We start from the raw sequence: 16,828 nt of genomic DNA on the forward strand, positions 1-16,828 counted from the left end.
CGGCGGGTCGAACAAGTGAGATCAAATCTAACGCGATCAGAACGAGACGGAGAAGCCGACGACCGGCCCGTGCTGGGTCACGTCATACTTGAACTTCGCAATCGTATCGTTGTCCTTGTAATCCTGGTAGAGGGCCCGATAACCGACGCGGAACGTCGTGGGCACGTCGAAAACCATCGTGCGGTAACCCAGATAGATCTGGCCGTTGGCGCTGAGCTTGGTGCCAGCTCCAAAGCCGCCAATGTCGGCTTCCGCGAAAATGTTCCAGCGATCGTTGATATCATAGAAGACGCGCGTCCCCACAAACGGGTCTGTCCATTCCACCTTGCTCGTTTCGCTGAAGCGGCCAACCTGCAATCCTGCTTCAAGCTTTGTCCAGCGAACGCCGACCGTCGGTTCAATTGCGAAGACGCGCTGGTTCCCGAACAGTGTCGTTCCTTCGAGCTGCTGCTCATAGACGCGATAGTAAGCGCCAGCCGACAGGCTCGCTGTCTTGATGTCGAGAGCAAGCTCATTGTCGCGGAGGCTTTCGTCCTGGCTGGTCTTGACGTACTGCCCGTCAATGAAAAAGCCGAACGTGCCGTTGGTGATATCGACATTGCCCATCACGCCCATATCGAGATTGTCGAAAATCTCGCTGAACGGCATATTCACGTCGGTGCTGCGGCCAAGCAATCCGGCGCTACCATTGAGCGACGCGCCCCAGAGATAGGGGCTGACAATCACCTGCCAGCGCTGCTGGTCCTGAATTTCTGGTTGTGCTGTTACGGCATCGGCCGCGAGCGATGCCGTTGATGTTCCAATTAAAACAGTCGATGCTAATATAATACTTCTGTAAAATTTTAACAGTAAATTCCCGTTCTGGTTACGTGATTTTCCGTCTTTCACTGAAAAAACCCCCTCAACTATGTATTAGCATTCCTGATAATACATCGGACTCAAATCGTTCTCCATATATATGTTAATCGCTTTGGGAAATAAAATGAAAATTCTTACTTGTACTGAGGTTTGTTCTGTTGATTTAAACAGGCGTTGCAATTTATTGGTGGCAGCGCTGCGCGGCGCTCTTCTGCCGTTGCTGCCTGAAAGTCAGTCTATCAGCGCAAATACGCATCTTTCCCGCCAATTGTCGCAAGCTAGTGATGGCCGGAATTGCTGCCGCTTTTTCCTGCGCTGTTGATAATGATTTCGAGCAGCCAGGGCCTATGGTCGATGATTTCGGTCAGTTCCTGCAGACCGATCTGCGAACCGGCTTCCTTCAGCAGCGCGTTGGCGTCGGAGGCCGATCCGTTCTTGCCTTCGAGCGCCACGCGGTGTGCCCGGCGGATAAGCAGTTCGGGTTGTGTAAAACTGCTCTCGGCAAGCCTTTTCTCAATTCGGCGCTGCAGTTCTTCCGGAGCAATCATCTGCTGAGTTCCTTCATTCCTGTAAAAGTGCGCAGCCGTTGCTGACCGCGATCCGCACCCGGAATCTATGTTGAGATTAAGTTTTTACCACGTGACAATTCGTACAAAGCGATCATGTGGAGAGGATTTTACTGCCGGGAGCGAGGCAGGAGACGGCGGGCGGTTTCGACTTTAGTATCACGGAATAGTAACGAAATATTTCAGCACATCAAATCCGCAAAATTGCCAATTTATTGCCACGCTTTCTCTTGTTTGCATCTGACATGCTACTTACATAGCCGATACGCCTTGGCGGGAAGAGCAGTGGTCAGGTAGAACGGATGCGGGAAGCGGGCTTCGCTTCGCGGGTTTGTTGCACGGTGTCCATTGCCTGTTTCCGTTTGATAACAATAATAATCCGATGGTTTGCAATGGCCACTCTTCGCTATTTTATCTGGCCCATGGTTTTTACCGTATTGGGTCTCGCAGGTGCCGTCTGGCTCGGTTACGAAATGACCGGCACTTTTGGGGGAATGGTCTCCGTCTTCATCATCTGTGCGGTTCTCAGCGTTCTGGAAATTTCGCTTTCCTTTGATAACGCCATCGTCAATGCGCGCATCCTGCGCGACATGACGCCGGAATGGCAGCACCGCTTTCTGACCTGGGGCATTATCATTGCCGTTTTCGGCATGCGCATCATCTTCCCGCTGGCCATCGTCGCGGTTGCCATGTGGACCGATCCGATCTCGGCGCTGAAACTCGCCATCTGGCAGCCCGATGAATATGCCCGTGTGATCTCGGAATCGCACACCGGCATCGCCGCCTTCGGCGGTACGTTCCTGCTGATGGTCGGCATGAAGTACTTCTTCGATGTCGAAAAGGATGTGCACTGGATCAAGGCCATCGAAAGCCGCATGTCGAAGTTCGCTTCCGTGCAGGGAGTGGAAATCGGGGTCGCAATCGCGCTGATCATCTTCTTCTCCTACCAGCTGGATGCCGAGCATTCACACACATTCCTGATTGCGGCGCTGTTCGGTCTTCTGACCTTCCTTGCTGTCGAAGGGCTGGGCGAGGTGCTGGATGCGACGCAGGAACAGATGGACATGGTCCATCGCGGCGGTCTTGGCGCCTTCATCTATCTGGAAGTTCTGGATGCCAGCTTCTCGTTCGACGGTGTTATCGGTGCCTTCGCGCTCACCACGAACCTGTTCATTATCGCCATTGGCCTTGGCATCGGCGCGTTTTATGTGCGTTCGCTCACCATCATGCTTGTCGAGCGCAAGACGCTTGGCCAGTACCGCTATCTTGAGCATGGCGCTTTCTATGCAATCCTGGTTCTGGCGGTCATCATGTATGTCCAGACACTGGTGCATATTCCGGAAGTCATCACCGGCCTTATCGGTGCGGCCCTGATCGGTCTCTCGTTCATGTCTTCGCTGCGCTACAACCGGCTCAATCCGAACTGGCAGGAAGAAGCCGAAGAGGTCACAGGGCATTAGAGCGGTTCCTGTTCTGAAGAATCGCCGGAACCGCTCTAACTATTTGTTTTATCGCATTATCCAACGCAAAACCGTTTCACACTTTTGCTGGAAATGCTCTAGCCTTGCCTCGTGCAGTCTGAACAAAGGGGCAGCTTACGCTGCCCTTTTTTGTTGGTCTTGACCGAATCGCCGGAGTTGAGGACCATTGATCATTGCGATGGGTTTCGCAATTTGCCGCGGGTCGTCTCGAATGCAGCGATGCGGCTTCACTGGGGAGGGCATGTTTCCATGGTCGTTACACGGTTGAGCAAGACCGCCTTCGTGGCGGCAATAGCCTTTTTCGCAACGCTGGTTTCGTTCGGCAATATCACCGATTACGATACCAATTTCGCCTTCGTGCAGCACGTTTTGATGATGGACACGATCTTTCCCGATGCCACGATCAAGTACCGTGCCATCGATAATCCGATGCTGCACAATGCCGCCTATATTCTGATCATTGCGGCGGAAACGCTGACGGCGATCCTGTGCTGGATCGGGGCTTTTGCCATGCTTGGCCGCCTGACCGACCGGGCGGCGAGCTTCAACCGCTCCAAGAAGTGGGCCATTGCCGGGCTGTCGCTCGGCTTTCTGGTCTGGCAGGTCGGCTTCATGTCGGTCGGCGGGGAATGGTTCGGCATGTGGATGTCGCAAACCTGGAACGGGATCGAATCCGCGTTCCGGTTCTTCATCACCATCATCGCCGTGCTGATCTTTATCGCCATGCCGGACGGCGAGCTAGAGTAAGTGGGATGCCGAAACAGGCTCGTCGATCAGCTCGACGCCAGCCTGTTTCATCCTTTCGAGCATGATGTCCATCGAGCCGTTGAGGTCGATGCCGCGGCAGGCATCGAGACGGACGCGCACCTGAAAGCCCTGGGCCACGGCATCGAGCGCCGAATAAGCGACGCAGAAATCGGTGGCGAGGCCCACCAGGGTGAGCGAGCCGATATTGCGTTCGCGCAAATATCCGCCAAGGCCGGTCGGCGTTTTATGATCGTTCTCGAAGAATGCTGAATAGCTGTCGATGCCGATGCGAAAGCCCTTGCGGATGACGAGCTGCGCCCGCGTCCATTGCAGGTCCGGGTGGAAATCCGCTCCGCGGCTGCCTTGCACACAATGGTCGGGCCAGAGTGTCTGCAGGCCATAGGCCATTTCGACCGTATCGAAAGGCCTGGCGCGAGGGTGGGTCGAAGCGAAGCTTGAATGGTTGGCGGGGTGCCAGTCCTGCGTGAGGATGACGTTTTCGCTTTTCTCAATCAGCCGGTTGACGGTCGGAATGATTTCATCGCCGCGATCAACCGCCAGCGAACCGCCGGGGCAGAAATCATTCTGGACGTCGATAACCACAAGTGCATGACCGATCATGAAGCGCTCCCGCTTGGCTTGTTTTGCAACCAGATATAGAGCGCATCCTGGAAAGTGGGAACCGGTTTTCGGACAAGATGCGTGCCACGGCAAGAGCCGGAGAGGTTTTGCGAGGCCAGCAATAAGCCGCGTTCTGGTATAACATCGGCAAGGGTGCTACGGACGAGCCAGATCAGACACGAGACAGGAAACCATCATGACAGATGTAATCGTCCGCGACAGCAATGGCACCCAATTGAATGACGGCGATTCCGTCACGCTCATCAAGGACCTGAAGGTGAAGGGAACCTCCACCACATTGAAGCGGGGAACGCTGGTCAAGGGCATTCGCCTTACCGGAAATCCGGCGGAAGTCGATTGCAGCACCAAGCAGGTCAAGGGATTGGTGCTGCGGACCGAGTTTCTGAAAAAAGCCTAAGCCTCTTCCAGAACTCGTGCTGTGACTGCAAGGTCAGGCATCAATCTCCACGCGGCCCCGGGGGCGGCTGCAGCAGGCGAGGATATAGCCTTCCGCGATCTCGTCATCGCGGATGCCGCCATTGTGGTTCATTTCGGTCTCGCCGCCGAGGCACTTCACCTTGCAGGTGCCGCAGATGCCGAACTCGCAAGCGCTCGGAATCTTGAGACCGCCATTGCGTGCCGCAAGCAGGATCGTGTCGTTTTCGGTGCATTCCACTTCCACGCCGGAAAGGCTGAAGACGACGCTGGCGGACGCTACCGCCGGGGCGGCGGGGGCTGCTGCCGCAGCCGTCTCGGAAAGTGTTGAAGGCAGCGGAACGGACGAAATCTCGCTCGCCGGATTAAAGCTTTCCTGATGGTAGTTGGCCATGTTGAAGCCGGCATCTTCCAGCAGGCCGCGCACGCCGTTCATGAACGGCTCCGGGCCGCAGCAGAAAACCGTGCGGTGCAGGAAATCTGGCGCAAGCAGTTCGAGCCGGGCGCGGTCGATGCGCCCATGCAGGCCCGGCCAGACATGGCGCGCCGAGGATTGCTCGACGATAAAGGCCAGCCGCATGGCTTCCATGCGGCCCGAAAGCAGTTCCAGCTCCCGGCGGAAAATGATGTCGTCCGGCGTGCGGGCGCAGTTGATGAAGGCGACGTCGGTCGCAGGTGCACAATCGAAGAGCCAGCGGGTCATGGAGACCATCGGCGTTATGCCGGAACCGGCGGAGACGAAGAGATATTTTTCGCCGGGATGGTTGGCGAGCGAGAAATCGCCATTCGGCCCGTAAGCCTTGATCTTCATCGGCGGGCGCAGATTGTCGAGCATCCAGCGCGTGCCGATGCTGCCCTTCTGCGCCTTGACGGTGACGGAGATATGGTAGGGACGGGAAGGGGTCGAGGACAGCGTATAGGTCCGCAGTACCGGCCCCAGCCCGTCGGCCCGTTCAATCGGCAGTTCAAGGGTGACGAACTGGCCCGGCGTATAGCGGAACCAGTTGTCCTCGGCAGTCTTGAAGGAGAAGGTCATGACGTCTGGCGCTTCTTCGATGGCCGAGATGCATTCCAGCATCTGCAACCTGTCGTTCCACGGCAGCATCTCATCCAGATATTTCAGAGGCTGCATGGCCTTCTCACTTCTCGCTTCATATTACGGTATCAGGCGACGCGGCTGAGCTTTGCCGCTTCGCCACGCAGGCGCGGCGTCATCGTGTTGGTGTACCATTCGAGGAACTGCATCACGCCGCCTTCATGTTCGACCGAGTAAGGGCCGGGCTGATAGGCGGGCGACCGGATGCCGACGGCGTTTTCTTCCACGATCTGCCGGTCCTGATCGTTTGTCTGTATCCAGACATGGGTCAGTTCGTCGAGATCGTAATCCACACCTTCGACCGCATCCTTGTGAACGAGCCATTTGGTGGTGACAAGCGTTTCCTCGGCGCTGATCGGCAGAACGCGGAAGGAAATCGCGTGGTCCGCCATCAGATGGTTCCAGGTCGACGGATAGTTGAACAGCAGCATGGCGCCGATATTCGTGCCGCCAGCCACCTGATCGCTCAGAGGCTTCTTCACCGCGGCCTTGCCGGACATCGTGTAGCTCACTGCGTCGCGCAGAAGCGGGATGCGGGTGATGCGATAGCGGCCGTCTTCCGACATGTTGAATTGTGCTGGCAGGCCGACGCTGGCGCAGTTCTTCCAAAGCTGGTTGATCTCCGGGTCTTCCATGACGCCCTGCACGCCGGTTGCCGACGGCGCTTCCGGATAGGTGCGGCAGAGTTCGGGATGGTTGGCGGCGCAGTGATAGCACTCGCGATTGTTTTCCCAGACGAGCTTCCAGTTGCCCTTCTCGATGATAGAGCTTTCGAAGGCGACCTTCGCGTCCTTGATATTGTGCGGTGCGAGATAAGGCTCGACCAGATTGCGGAAGGAAGCAAAATCGGGGGCTTCGTCGGCCACGCAGACATAGATATAGCCGGCGACGGTTTCACAATGAACCGGCTTCAGGCCGTATTCGGCTGGCTTGAAGTCCGGGCCGACCTGACGTGCGAAGAGCAGGCGTCCGTCCAGTTCGTAAGTCCACTGGTGATAGGGGCAGACCAGCTTTGCGGCAGTGCCCTTTTCGGCAGCGCAGATGCGCGAGCCGCGATGGCGGCAGGAATTGTGGAAAGCACGAATGCCGCCCTGCACGTCGCGAACGATGACAACAGGGTAAGCGCCGATCTGCACGGTCATGTAGGAACCGGTCTTCGGCAGCTCGCAGTCGTGGCCGACAAACAGCCAGTCCTTGTAGAAAATGTTCTCCAGATCCTGCTTGTAATATTCAGGATCGGTGTAGAATTTCTGCTCCAGGCTGAAATTGGGGTCGCGCCCGGTCAACAGCCCCAGCATTTCGTTGCGAACGTCCATAGCCTCGAACCCTTGCTTTCCATCTTGGATCGGCCCTTCTGCTGTTCTCGCAGCGACTATGGCTCGATCCGGTGTTCCCTTTGTCTTCCGGAAGCACGGCTTGTCCCGTTATCTCAATGGCTTGCCCACATCTCCCGAGGTCTGTGAACTGGCTTCCGTTATCCTGATTCAATCACTGAACTATTCTAAACGCGCATTGGGATGCGACATGGTTTTCGCGTAAAGACGACACGCCAAAATGTCGCTTTTGCGGAGCAGCCAGATCATCGCAAATGTGTGTTACATGCGCCTGCGGAGCGTTTCCGGGATTGCAAATTGGTTTAAAAGCCAGTTACCACGTCAACCATATCCCAATCTGTTTCATTCCATGGGAGGCTCGGTGGCCATGAAACGTTCTGAAATCAACGAAATCATCCGCGAAAGCGACGCTTTCATCCGCTCTTTCGGCTATGTCATGCCGCCCTTCGCCTATTGGTCGCCCGAGGAACTGAAGACACGCACCTCGTCTGATGCGCGTGCAATCCGCGATGCGCGTCTCGGCTGGGATATTACGGACTACGGACAGGGCAAGTTCGCCGATCTCGGACTGTTCCTCTTCACCACGCGGAACGGCAATGCCGAGGACCTCAAGCGGGGTGGCGGCATGCTCTATGCCGAGAAGATCATGATCTCGCGCAAAAACCAGCTTTCCCCGATGCATCGCCATGTGGTGAAGGCGGAAGACATCATCAATCGTGGTGGCGGCACGCTGGTGCTCGAACTGTTCAATTCGCGGTCCGACGGCAGCGTGGACGAGGAAACCGACGTGACGGTTGCGACCGACGGACGCCTTGTGACGCAGAAGGCCGGCGCTCACCTGAAGCTGCAGCCCGGTGAAAGCGTGACGCTGCTGCCCGGGAACTGGCATGCCTTCTGGGGCGAGGGCGGTGACGTGTTGATCGGTGAAGTTTCGACCGTCAATGACGACCTGACTGACAATATTTTCCGCGAGCCGATCGGCCGCTTTTCGAATATCGAAGAAAACGAGAAGCCGCTGCATCTGCTGGTGTCGGACTACGACAAATGGCTGTGATCCTACCGATATTTCGGTTCTGGCAGCCTGCAAATGGTGTTGTTTGACGCTTCCGGTCCGCATGTAACTTTAAGTGAACGATGCTCCGGTTCTCTAACGCCTCCATTTCCGGCAAACCGGAGCCGGAATCTCATCAGGCTCTCGCGAAGGCAAACTGAAGGACTGAACATATGAAGCTGGCGATGATCGGAACGGGCTATGTGGGGCTGGTTTCGGGTGTGTGTTTTGCCGAATTCGGCTTTCACGTCACCTGCGTCGACAAGAATCCGTCGATCATCGAACGGCTGAAGGCCGGTAAGGTCACCATCTTCGAGCCGGGGCTCGATGAGTTGATGACCCGCAACATTCGCGATGGCCGGCTGGAGTTCAGCACTGACCTTCCGGCAAGCGTCGCGGATGCCGATGTCATCTTCATTGCGGTCGGCACGCCGTCCCGTCGCGGCGATGGTGAGGCGGACCTGCAATATATCGAGGCTGCTGCGGACGAAATCGCTGCCGCCATGAAGCCCGGCGCCGTCGTCGTCATCAAGTCGACAGTCGTAGTCGGCACCAATGCGCGCATACGCGACCGCATCAAGGCCGCCAATCCGGGTGTGCCATTCTCGATGGTGTCCAATCCGGAGTTTCTGCGGGAAGGTTCGGCAATCGAGGATTTCATGCGACCCGACCGTGTTGTCGTCGGCGTGGAGGACGAGAGCGGCAAGGCCGCAATGCAGCGCCTCTATCGTCCGCTTTACCTGCGTGAAACGCCGATGGTCGTCACCTCGCTGGAAAATGCGGAAATCATCAAATATGCGGCCAATGCCTTTCTGGCCATGAAGGTGACTTTCATCAACGAGGTCGCCGACCTTTGCGAGAAGACCGGCGGCAATGTGCAGGAAGTGGCTCGCGCCATCGGCATGGATAATCGTATCGGCTCCAAGTTCCTGCATGCCGGACCGGGTTTCGGCGGATCGTGCTTCCCGAAAGATACGCGCGCCTTTGCTGCAACCGGCAAGAAATACGAGGCGCGTCAGTCGCTGATCGAGCAGGTTATAGCGGTCAATGAAACCCGCAAGCAATCCATGGCGGAACGGATCGTGACCGCCGCCAAGGAGAGCGGTGCGGACAGGGTTGCTGTTCTCGGCGTCGCCTTCAAGCCGAACACCGACGATATTCGCGAGTCTCCCGCGCTCGACATTATCGCGGCCATTCAGAAGGCCGGAATCAAGGTTCAGGCCCACGACCCGGAAGCCATGGACGCGGCCCGGGCGGTGCTGCCCGATGTTGTCTGGTGCAATTCAGTCTATGAAGCTGCAGAGGGGGCGGGTGTCGTGGCTCTGCTGACGGAATGGAACGCCTATCGTGCGCTCGATCTGAAACGGGTGGCGGGTGTCATGGCCGGAAATGTGCTGATCGATCTGCGCAATGTTTACAAGGCCGAGGACATTGCCGGTACCGGGCTTGACTATCGCTCAGTGGGCCGGACGCTGAGGGCCTAAAACAGAAGTTCCGAGCCGGGGGAGTTTACTCCCCGGCTGTCAGCCGCTTCTTTTCGTTGGCGATGAGCCAAAGATTGCGGATATAGACGATGAGGCCGAGGCCCTGACCGGCGATGAAGACCGGGTCTTTGCGCTGGATTGCATAGATCAGCAGCAAAGCGCCGCCGAACAGCGAGAAGAACCAGAACGCCACCGGCATGACGCTGCGCCTTGCCTTTTCGGATGCGAGCCACTGCACCACGAAGCGCATGGTGAAACAGGCCTGGGCGACAAAGCCCAGCACGATCCAGCCATCCCACTGCGCCACGAAAACGTCGTGCAGCCACTGCGACAGGCTGTTGAAAATATCAGTCATGGGTGATCTCCCTCACGCGAGGAACGACCTTGCGGCGCTTGCGCAGCCACCAGACGCCATAAAGGTCCAGAATCCCGCGCATTCCACGGTCCAGAATGCCGTAATTGGATTTGCCGTGGCGGCGTTCGCGATCGACCACGTCGACATGCACCACATCGTAGCCTTCGCGCAGCGCCAGCGCAGGAAGGTAGCGATGCCAGCCATCGAAGAAAGGCAGTTGTCGGAAAAGGTCGGTGTGCAGCGCTTTCAGGCCGCAGCCGGAATCGCGCGTCTTGTCCTTGAGGATCGCGCCGCGCAGATTATTGGCAAAGCGCGACGACAACTGCTTGAGTTTCGTATCCGTGCGCTTGAGGCGCTGTCCGGCGGCAATGCCGTAATCCGGTCCGGCTTTGATCAGCGCATCCGCCAGAACCGGGAGATAGGCGGGATTGTTCTGCCCGTCGCCATCCATGGTCACGACGATCTTGCCGCGCGCTGCGAAAACACCGGATCGCACTGCGGCGCTCTGGCCCGATGAACGGTCATGACGCAGATGGCGAAGCGGCTTGCCCGCATGGATGCGGCCCGCGAGTACGTCGCTGGTCGAGTCCGTCGAACCGTCGTCTACGACGATGACTTCGTATGCGCGGCCCTGCATGGCGGCATCGACTTCATCCAGCAGAAAGGCAAGATTGTCGGCTTCGTTGCGGCAGGGGATAACCACAGAAATCGTCGGTGTGTCCAAGCGGAGTGTTCCTTCATTCCTCGCGCCATCTGCTTAAGCCCGGCTTACCTGCCCGGAAACCCGATAGCGCGCAAGGCGCGCTGCATAGCATTGATTGCATGGCAAAGCCAAGACGGTTCAAGTAATCGTGAGTTCTGGCCCGGATAATAACTCGATTGATCGGTTGACTGCCGTTTTCTAGCTGGTCAATGCCGGTGACGGAAGAGCCTCCGCCAGCCAATCCAGAAAATTCTGCATCACCTGATCCCGGTTGGTCTCGTTGAGGCTTTCGTGGCGGGTGCCGGGAAGGATCGTGCAATCGACACGCTTGAAACCCATCTTCCGCATTCTCTCCCCCAACCTCTGCACAGCGGCACCGTTCGCCGTTGCCGGGTCTTCAGCGCCGCCGACCAGATTGAACGGCATGTCCCGCGGAACCTTTGAGAAATTGCGGTCGTCGGCCCCGCGCCGGATCATCCGGAAAATGTCGATCCACAGCGCCACGCTGGCGTCGAAGCCGCAAAGCGGATCGGCGATATAGGCATCGACCTCCGCTGCATCGTGCGAAAGCCAGTCGAACAGCGTGCGGTGGCCCTTTATGGACCGGCCCCAGGCGCGGAAGGTCATTTTCGGCAGAATGCTGCTTGGAACGTCCGAGCCTTTCAGCATGCGCTCCATATAAAGAAGTGCGAGTGCCGCAGCGCTTTGCGCTCCACCGTCAAAATTTGCATTCCAGATCGCCGCCGCATCCACTGTGTCGGCATGGTCCAGCACATAGTTCAGCGCGATCAGCCCGCCCATGGAATGGCCGAAAAGCACGATGGGCAAGCCCGGATGCTTCTCGTGAATGTGACGGTTGAGCGCTCGCACGTCCTCGATGGCCACGATATGGCCCTGCTTTTGCGCGAACATGCCTCTCGGTGCATGAGCACCGATATTGGTGCCGTGCCCGCGATGGTCGTGAATATAGACGTGGTAGCCAGCCGCCGCGAGGGCGAAGGCGAAGCGTTCGTATCGCGCCGAATGTTCGGCGAGGCCGTGGCACAGCTGGACAACCGCTCGCGGCATGGCGGCGCGGACAGTGCGGAACGGAAGTTCTGATTTGTCTGCGACCGGCAGATGATGAATGGTTTTGAACGTCATTTCGCCATCTGATTTTATGCCGTGCAAATAGTCAATCTCCCCGATGCAGCGTCGCTAAAACAGGCATTGGATCGACGGATGAACGAATTTTAGGCAATAGCGTTTTTTGTGCAGATTCTGCTTGAAAAGCGCAAAAGCTTGGGCAAATCTAGCTTTGCAGACGGGGTTTTGAAGGGCATCCAGGGGCGTCTAGAGACAGAATTCACGTCATAACTTGCAGGCCGTCCGATGAAAGGGAGGAAACTTTCGCGGACGGTGGCCAGAGGGGAAACCGGGTGACGGAAATATCCGCGCCCGGTTTCATTATATTTGTTTCTCGAGCAGATGCGGACCGGTGGTTCCGGCTGCTTCCATTTCGCGGGTTGGCGTTTGCTTCCGGGGCATATTTGGCCTACATACGCCTCAGCAATTTCCGCGCGGTTCGACCTGATCGGCGACCCGCGCTTCTCAACCTGCGGAGACGACGCGCTTTATGGCACGCCAGTTCATTTATCACATGTCCGGCCTCAACAAGGCCTATGGCAACAAGAAGATTCTGGAGAACATTCATCTCTCCTTCTACCCTGACGCCAAGATCGGCATTCTCGGTCCCAACGGCGCCGGTAAGTCGACCGTGCTCAAGATCATGGCCGGTCTCGACAAGGAATATACCGGCGAAGCGTGGCTCGCCGAAGGTGCGACCTGCGGTTATCTCCCGCAGGAACCGGAACTCGATCCGTCCAAGGATGTGCTCGGCAATGTGATGGAAGGGGTCGCTGAAAAGAAGGCGATCATCGACCGTTACAATGAACTGATGATGAACTATTCCGACGAAACGGCGGATGAAGGCGCAAAGCTGCAGGACATCATCGACAGCCAGAACCTCTGGGATCTGGACAGCCAGGTGGAAATGGCCATGGAAGCGCTGCGCTGCCCTCCGGGTGATGCGGACGTGTCCAAGCTTTCGGGCGGTGAAAAGCGCCGCGTGGCGCTTTGCAAGCTTCTGCTTTCCAAGCCCGACCTGCTGCTTCTCGACGAACCGACCAACCATCTGGATGCCGAAACGACCGCATGGCTGGAAAAGCACCTGCGCGAATATCCGGGTTCGGTGCTGATCATCACCCACGACCGTTACTTCCTCGACAATGTGACGGGCTGGATTCTCGAGCTCGATCGTGGTCGCGGCATTCCGTATGAAGGCAACTATTCGGCCTATCTGGAAGCCAAGGCCAAGCGCATGCAGCAGGAAGGCCGCGAGGAAGCAGCGCGTGAAAAGGCGCTGTCGCGTGAACGCGAGTGGATTTCGGCAAGCCCGAAGGCGCGTCAGGCCAAGTCCAAGGCGCGTATCAAGGCCTATGACGAACTGGTCAAGAGCGCGGAAGAACGCCGCCCCGGCGACGCCCAGATCATCATCCCGGTCGGCGAGCGTCTGGGTCAGGTGGTGATCGAGGTTGAGAACCTATCGAAGGGCTTTGGCGACCGCCTGCTGATCGATGATCTGAGCTTCAAGCTTCCGGCTGGCGGCATTGTCGGCGTGATCGGCCCGAACGGCGCCGGTAAATCGACGCTCTTCAAGATGCTGACGGGGCAGGAGCAGCCGGACAAGGGTTCGGTTCGCATCGGCGACACGGTTCACCTTTCCTATGTGGACCAGAGCCGCGACGCGCTCGACGCCAACAAGACCGTGTGGGAAGAAATTTCCGGCGGCAATGACGTCATCAAGCTCGGCAAGTTTGAAATGAATTCCCGCGCTTATTGCGGTGCGTTCAACTTCAAGGGCGGCGACCAGCAGCAGAAGGTCGGCAATCTTTCCGGCGGTCAGCGTAATCGTGTCCACCTTGCCAAGATGCTGAAATCCGGCGGCAATGTCCTGCTCCTCGACGAACCGACCAACGATCTCGATACGGAAACGCTCGGCGCGCTTGAAGATGCGCTGGAAAATTTCGCTGGCTGCGCCGTTATCATCAGCCACGATCGTATGTTCCTCGACCGCCTGGCAACGCACATCCTCGCATTCGAAGGCGACAGCCATGTCGAATGGTTCGAAGGAAACTTCGAGGATTACGAAGCCGACAAGATCCGCCGTCTTGGACCGGATAGCGTCAACCCCAAGCGGGTTACCTATAAGCCGCTCACTCGTTAATTACTCTCAAAGGCCGGTGCATTGCACCGGCCTTTTCGTTTGATGAAGGGAGACAGGATGAAAGACTGGTCCGCTAAGCAATATCTGAAGTTTGAAGACGAACGCAGCCGCCCGGCGCGTGATCTTCTGGCCCGGATACCGCTCGACGCGCCCCGCAAGGTTGTCGATATCGGCTGCGGCCCGGGCAATTCGACGGAGCTTCTGGCCGAACGTTGGCCAGACGCCCATGTCTCCGGCTTCGACACATCACCCGACATGATCGAGAAGGCCCGGGCGCGCCTGCCGCATGTCGATTTCACCATCGGCGACGTGACGAGCTTTGAGCCGGACGCGCAGACCGATGTTCTTTTCTCCAATGCCGTGTTCCAGTGGCTTCCCGATCACATCGCGCAGATGAAGCGCCTCTTGTCGCTGCTTCGTCCCGGCGCAGTGCTGGCCGTCCAGATGCCGGATAATATGGGTGAGCCCACGCATGTCGGCATGCGCGACGTGGCCAGAACGGAAGCCTTTGCCGCCAAGATCGGCACCGAGGGCAGGGAGCCTTTGCCGCCGGTGGCGGAATATTACAACGCACTGGCCCGCCAGGCTGCACGGATCGATATATGGCATACGATCTATAACCATCCGCTGGATGGCGTGGATGCCATTGTGGAATGGGTGAAGGGGACAGGTTTGCGGCCTTTTCTCGATCCGCTCGATGAGCAGGAACAGGCCGACTATCTGAAGGCTTATAAAGCGCAGATCACGCCGCATTATCCAGCGACGGTCGACGGAAAAGTGCTGTTGCGGTTTCCGCGTATTTTTCTGGTCGCTCAAAAGAAATAACTGTCTCAAAGATCGCTCTACACGGGGAATTGATCGATTGCCCGTGCGGGCGATCTCAATTATTTATTTGTTATTTCAAGGGGTTGCATCGTGTCTGGAGCAGGCGGCGCTGCCAGCCGTTTCATTTAGCAATTTCTCATATTGTAATAGATTGCATGCAAACGATTTTGTTCCTATGGTCTGGCCGCATCCTGAAACCGCTCTAGATATGGAGCCTGTGATCGCAACGCCGTGATGCGTTTCATCCCGTCGCGATTTCGTTCAGGAGGCCGGTTTCGATGCTCTTGCTCCGTTTATATTCTTCGTTGGGAATGAACACCGAGACCGCCGGTTCAAGGACCGCCTGTCATCGCCAGCGATTCAGACGGCATGATTTTGACCGGGAGGACATTTCAAATGCGAGGCTGCCTTTCGACTGAAACGCGGTTCGCTTTTTATGTTTGTGAAGTGAAACAATCGCCGATTTCGGTCATCCCCGCATTGGGACCGGCGGCTTGCGGGCTGTTCGAGACTGCCCGCTATCGGGAGTTTTCAGAATGAACAATGCAGAAATGCATGCTGACGCCAATGGCGAGATCGAAGCGGCACATGATGCCCATGACACGCGCCGCCGCGTCTTTGCCATCGTGGCCAGCGCATCGGGCAATCTGGTGGAGTGGTACGATTTTTACGTCTATTCCTTCGGCGCGCTCTATTTCGCGTCGCAGTTTTTTCCCGCCGAAGACCAGACCAGCCAGCTGTTGAACGCGGCTGCGATTTTTGCGGCTGGTTTCCTCATGCGCCCTATCGGCGGCTGGCTCTTTGGCCGCATTGCCGACCGGCTCGGCCGACGCACATCCATGCTGATTTCGGTCACGATGATGTGCCTCGGTTCTTTCGCGATCGCCATTCTGCCGACCTATCAGAGCATTGGCATTGCGGCACCATTCCTGTTGCTGATCGTGCGGCTTTTGCAGGGGCTTTCCGTCGGTGGCGAGTACGGCACCACCGCTACCTATATGAGCGAGGTGGCGCTTGCCGGTCGCCGTGGCTTCTTTTCCTCGTTCCAGTATGTCACGCTGATCGGGGGGCAGTTGCTTGCCGTTCTGGTGATCGTGGTGCTGCAGTTCTTCCTGACATCGGATGAGCTTCACGCCTGGGGCTGGCGCATTCCTTTCGCCATTGGCGGTGTCGCGGCCATCGTGGCGCTTTTCCTGCGGCGGACCCTTCACGAGACCTCGACGGAAGAAACCCGCAGCAACAAGGCGGCGGGCAGCTTCGCCAATATCTGGAAGAACCACCGCAAGGCTTTCCTCGTTGTGGTCGGCTTCACGGCTGGCGGTTCGCTCGCCTTCTATACTTTCACCACCTATATGCAGAAATATCTGGTCAACACGGCTGGCATGAGCAAGGAAACGGCCAGCGAAACCATGACCGTCGTGCTGCTGGTCTATATGCTGATGCAGCCGCTCTTCGGCGCATTGTCCGACAGGATCGGGCGCAAGACGATGATGATCGGCTTCGGCGGTATTTCGATCCTGACGACGATTCCGCTCCTGACGCTGATCGGTTCGGTTCAGAGTCCGCTCTGGGCGTTCATCTATATCGTGATCGCGCTGGCGATCGTCAGCATGTACACCTCCATCAGCGGCATCGTGAAGGCAGAACTGTTTCCGGCGGAAGTGCGGGCGCTGGGCGTCGGCTTTTCCTATGCGATCGCCAACGCTATTTTTGGCGGCACGGCGGAATATGTGGCGCTGTGGTTCAAGCAGCAAGGCATGGAAAGCGGCTTCTTTTGGTATGTGACCGTGATCATGGTGGTCGTCTTCGTCGTCAGTATCATGATGCCGAACCCGCGCACGCACGGCTATCTGCAAGGGCACGGTTCGGTCGATTGACATTCGCCAAGCTCGAATATTTTCAGGCCCGGATCGGTACGATTGCGGGCCTGAATGCATTGTGTGGCCTTGTATTCCGCGATGCGCTATCATCCGGGAGTTTTTATGGGGCGTTTTCATGAAATATTTT

The 16,828-nt window shown here is 57.3% G+C and carries 16 protein-coding genes; 8 read left to right on the forward strand and 8 right to left on the reverse strand.

Annotation, left to right across the window (positions count from 1 at the left end; genetic code table 11):
* Positions 1-36: 36 nt before the first annotated feature.
* Together JNC63_RS09950 and JNC63_RS09955 are read right to left on the reverse strand one after the other, a co-directional pair.
* Positions 37-828, reverse strand: a complete 792-nt coding sequence (locus tag JNC63_RS09950; protein WP_374846330.1) for a hypothetical protein — start codon at positions 826-828, stop codon at positions 37-39.
* 308 nt (positions 829-1,136) lie between these two features.
* Positions 1,137-1,406 (reverse strand): hypothetical protein, encoded by a 270-nt coding sequence (locus JNC63_RS09955; protein ID WP_063620820.1) that lies wholly within the window; start codon positions 1,404-1,406, stop codon positions 1,137-1,139.
* A 410-nt stretch (positions 1,407-1,816) separates the two neighbouring features.
* On the opposite strand from JNC63_RS09955, the gene JNC63_RS09960 reads away from it, so the two are divergent.
* Positions 1,817-2,884: a DUF475 domain-containing protein gene (locus JNC63_RS09960; protein ID WP_021586909.1), complete on the forward strand. Its 1,068-nt coding sequence runs from the start codon at positions 1,817-1,819 to the stop codon at positions 2,882-2,884.
* A 270-nt stretch (positions 2,885-3,154) separates the two neighbouring features.
* Positions 3,155-3,652 carry a DUF2165 family protein gene (locus tag JNC63_RS09965; RefSeq protein WP_021586908.1) on the forward strand — a complete coding sequence of 166 codons (498 nt, stop codon included), beginning with the start codon at positions 3,155-3,157 and terminating at the stop codon, positions 3,650-3,652.
* Here JNC63_RS09965 and pncA read toward each other — a convergent pair.
* Positions 3,644-4,273: a bifunctional nicotinamidase/pyrazinamidase gene (pncA, locus tag JNC63_RS09970; protein WP_063620822.1), complete on the reverse strand. Its 630-nt coding sequence runs from the start codon at positions 4,271-4,273 to the stop codon at positions 3,644-3,646. The two genes, JNC63_RS09965 and pncA, sit on opposite strands and share 9 nt — an antisense overlap.
* Positions 4,274-4,469: 196 nt before the next feature.
* Here pncA and JNC63_RS09975 point away from each other — a divergent pair, with 196 nt between their 5' ends.
* Positions 4,470-4,691 carry an alkylphosphonate utilization protein gene (locus JNC63_RS09975; protein WP_006467255.1) on the forward strand — a complete coding sequence of 74 codons (222 nt, stop codon included), beginning with the start codon at positions 4,470-4,472 and terminating at the stop codon, positions 4,689-4,691.
* Between the two features lie 33 nt (positions 4,692-4,724).
* Here JNC63_RS09975 and JNC63_RS09980 read toward each other — a convergent pair whose 3' ends face one another.
* Positions 4,725-5,840 carry an FAD-binding oxidoreductase gene (locus JNC63_RS09980; RefSeq protein WP_063620824.1) on the reverse strand — a complete coding sequence of 372 codons (1,116 nt, stop codon included), beginning with the start codon at positions 5,838-5,840 and terminating at the stop codon, positions 4,725-4,727.
* Between the two features lie 32 nt (positions 5,841-5,872).
* Positions 5,873-7,120 carry an aromatic ring-hydroxylating oxygenase subunit alpha gene (locus tag JNC63_RS09985; protein WP_063620826.1) on the reverse strand — a complete coding sequence of 416 codons (1,248 nt, stop codon included), beginning with the start codon at positions 7,118-7,120 and terminating at the stop codon, positions 5,873-5,875.
* A 385-nt stretch (positions 7,121-7,505) separates the two neighbouring features.
* On the opposite strand from JNC63_RS09985, the gene JNC63_RS09990 reads away from it, so the two are divergent.
* Both JNC63_RS09990 and JNC63_RS09995 read left to right on the forward strand, forming a co-directional pair.
* Positions 7,506-8,192 (forward strand): D-lyxose/D-mannose family sugar isomerase, encoded by a 687-nt coding sequence (locus JNC63_RS09990; protein WP_063620828.1) that lies wholly within the window; start codon positions 7,506-7,508, stop codon positions 8,190-8,192.
* Between the two features lie 170 nt (positions 8,193-8,362).
* Positions 8,363-9,673: a UDP-glucose dehydrogenase family protein gene (locus JNC63_RS09995; RefSeq protein WP_063620830.1), complete on the forward strand. Its 1,311-nt coding sequence runs from the start codon at positions 8,363-8,365 to the stop codon at positions 9,671-9,673.
* A 25-nt stretch (positions 9,674-9,698) separates the two neighbouring features.
* Here the strand turns inward: JNC63_RS09995 and JNC63_RS10000 are convergent, their stop codons facing one another.
* From JNC63_RS10000 to JNC63_RS10010, 3 genes are all read right to left on the reverse strand, one after another.
* Positions 9,699-10,028 (reverse strand): lipid-A-disaccharide synthase N-terminal domain-containing protein, encoded by a 330-nt coding sequence (locus tag JNC63_RS10000; protein WP_006467250.1) that lies wholly within the window; start codon positions 10,026-10,028, stop codon positions 9,699-9,701.
* The gene (locus JNC63_RS10005; RefSeq protein WP_006467249.1) at positions 10,021-10,752 is read right to left on the reverse strand and encodes a glycosyltransferase family 2 protein; all 732 of its coding nucleotides are present in this window, start codon (positions 10,750-10,752) and stop codon (positions 10,021-10,023) included. Before JNC63_RS10005 ends, JNC63_RS10000 begins: the two co-directional genes overlap by 8 nt.
* Before the next feature lie 177 nt (positions 10,753-10,929).
* Positions 10,930-11,874 carry an alpha/beta fold hydrolase gene (locus JNC63_RS10010; RefSeq protein ID WP_063620948.1) on the reverse strand — a complete coding sequence of 315 codons (945 nt, stop codon included), beginning with the start codon at positions 11,872-11,874 and terminating at the stop codon, positions 10,930-10,932.
* Positions 11,875-12,346: 472 nt separating this feature from the next.
* Here JNC63_RS10010 and ettA point away from each other — a divergent pair, with 472 nt between their 5' ends.
* From ettA to JNC63_RS10025, 3 genes are all read left to right on the forward strand, one after another.
* Complete coding sequence (ettA, locus tag JNC63_RS10015; RefSeq protein WP_006467247.1) at positions 12,347-13,996, forward strand: energy-dependent translational throttle protein EttA; 1,650 nt, start codon at positions 12,347-12,349, stop codon at positions 13,994-13,996.
* Between the two features lie 57 nt (positions 13,997-14,053).
* Positions 14,054-14,821, forward strand: a complete 768-nt coding sequence (tam, locus tag JNC63_RS10020; RefSeq protein WP_063620832.1) for a trans-aconitate 2-methyltransferase — start codon at positions 14,054-14,056, stop codon at positions 14,819-14,821.
* 536 nt (positions 14,822-15,357) lie between these two features.
* Positions 15,358-16,698 (forward strand): MFS family transporter, encoded by a 1,341-nt coding sequence (locus tag JNC63_RS10025; RefSeq protein ID WP_022568328.1) that lies wholly within the window; start codon positions 15,358-15,360, stop codon positions 16,696-16,698.
* Positions 16,699-16,828: the final 130 nt, after the last annotated feature.

This window comes from Brucella ciceri (assembly GCF_041930145.1).
In the GTDB taxonomy this organism is placed as follows: domain Bacteria; phylum Pseudomonadota; class Alphaproteobacteria; order Rhizobiales; family Rhizobiaceae; genus Brucella; species Brucella intermedia.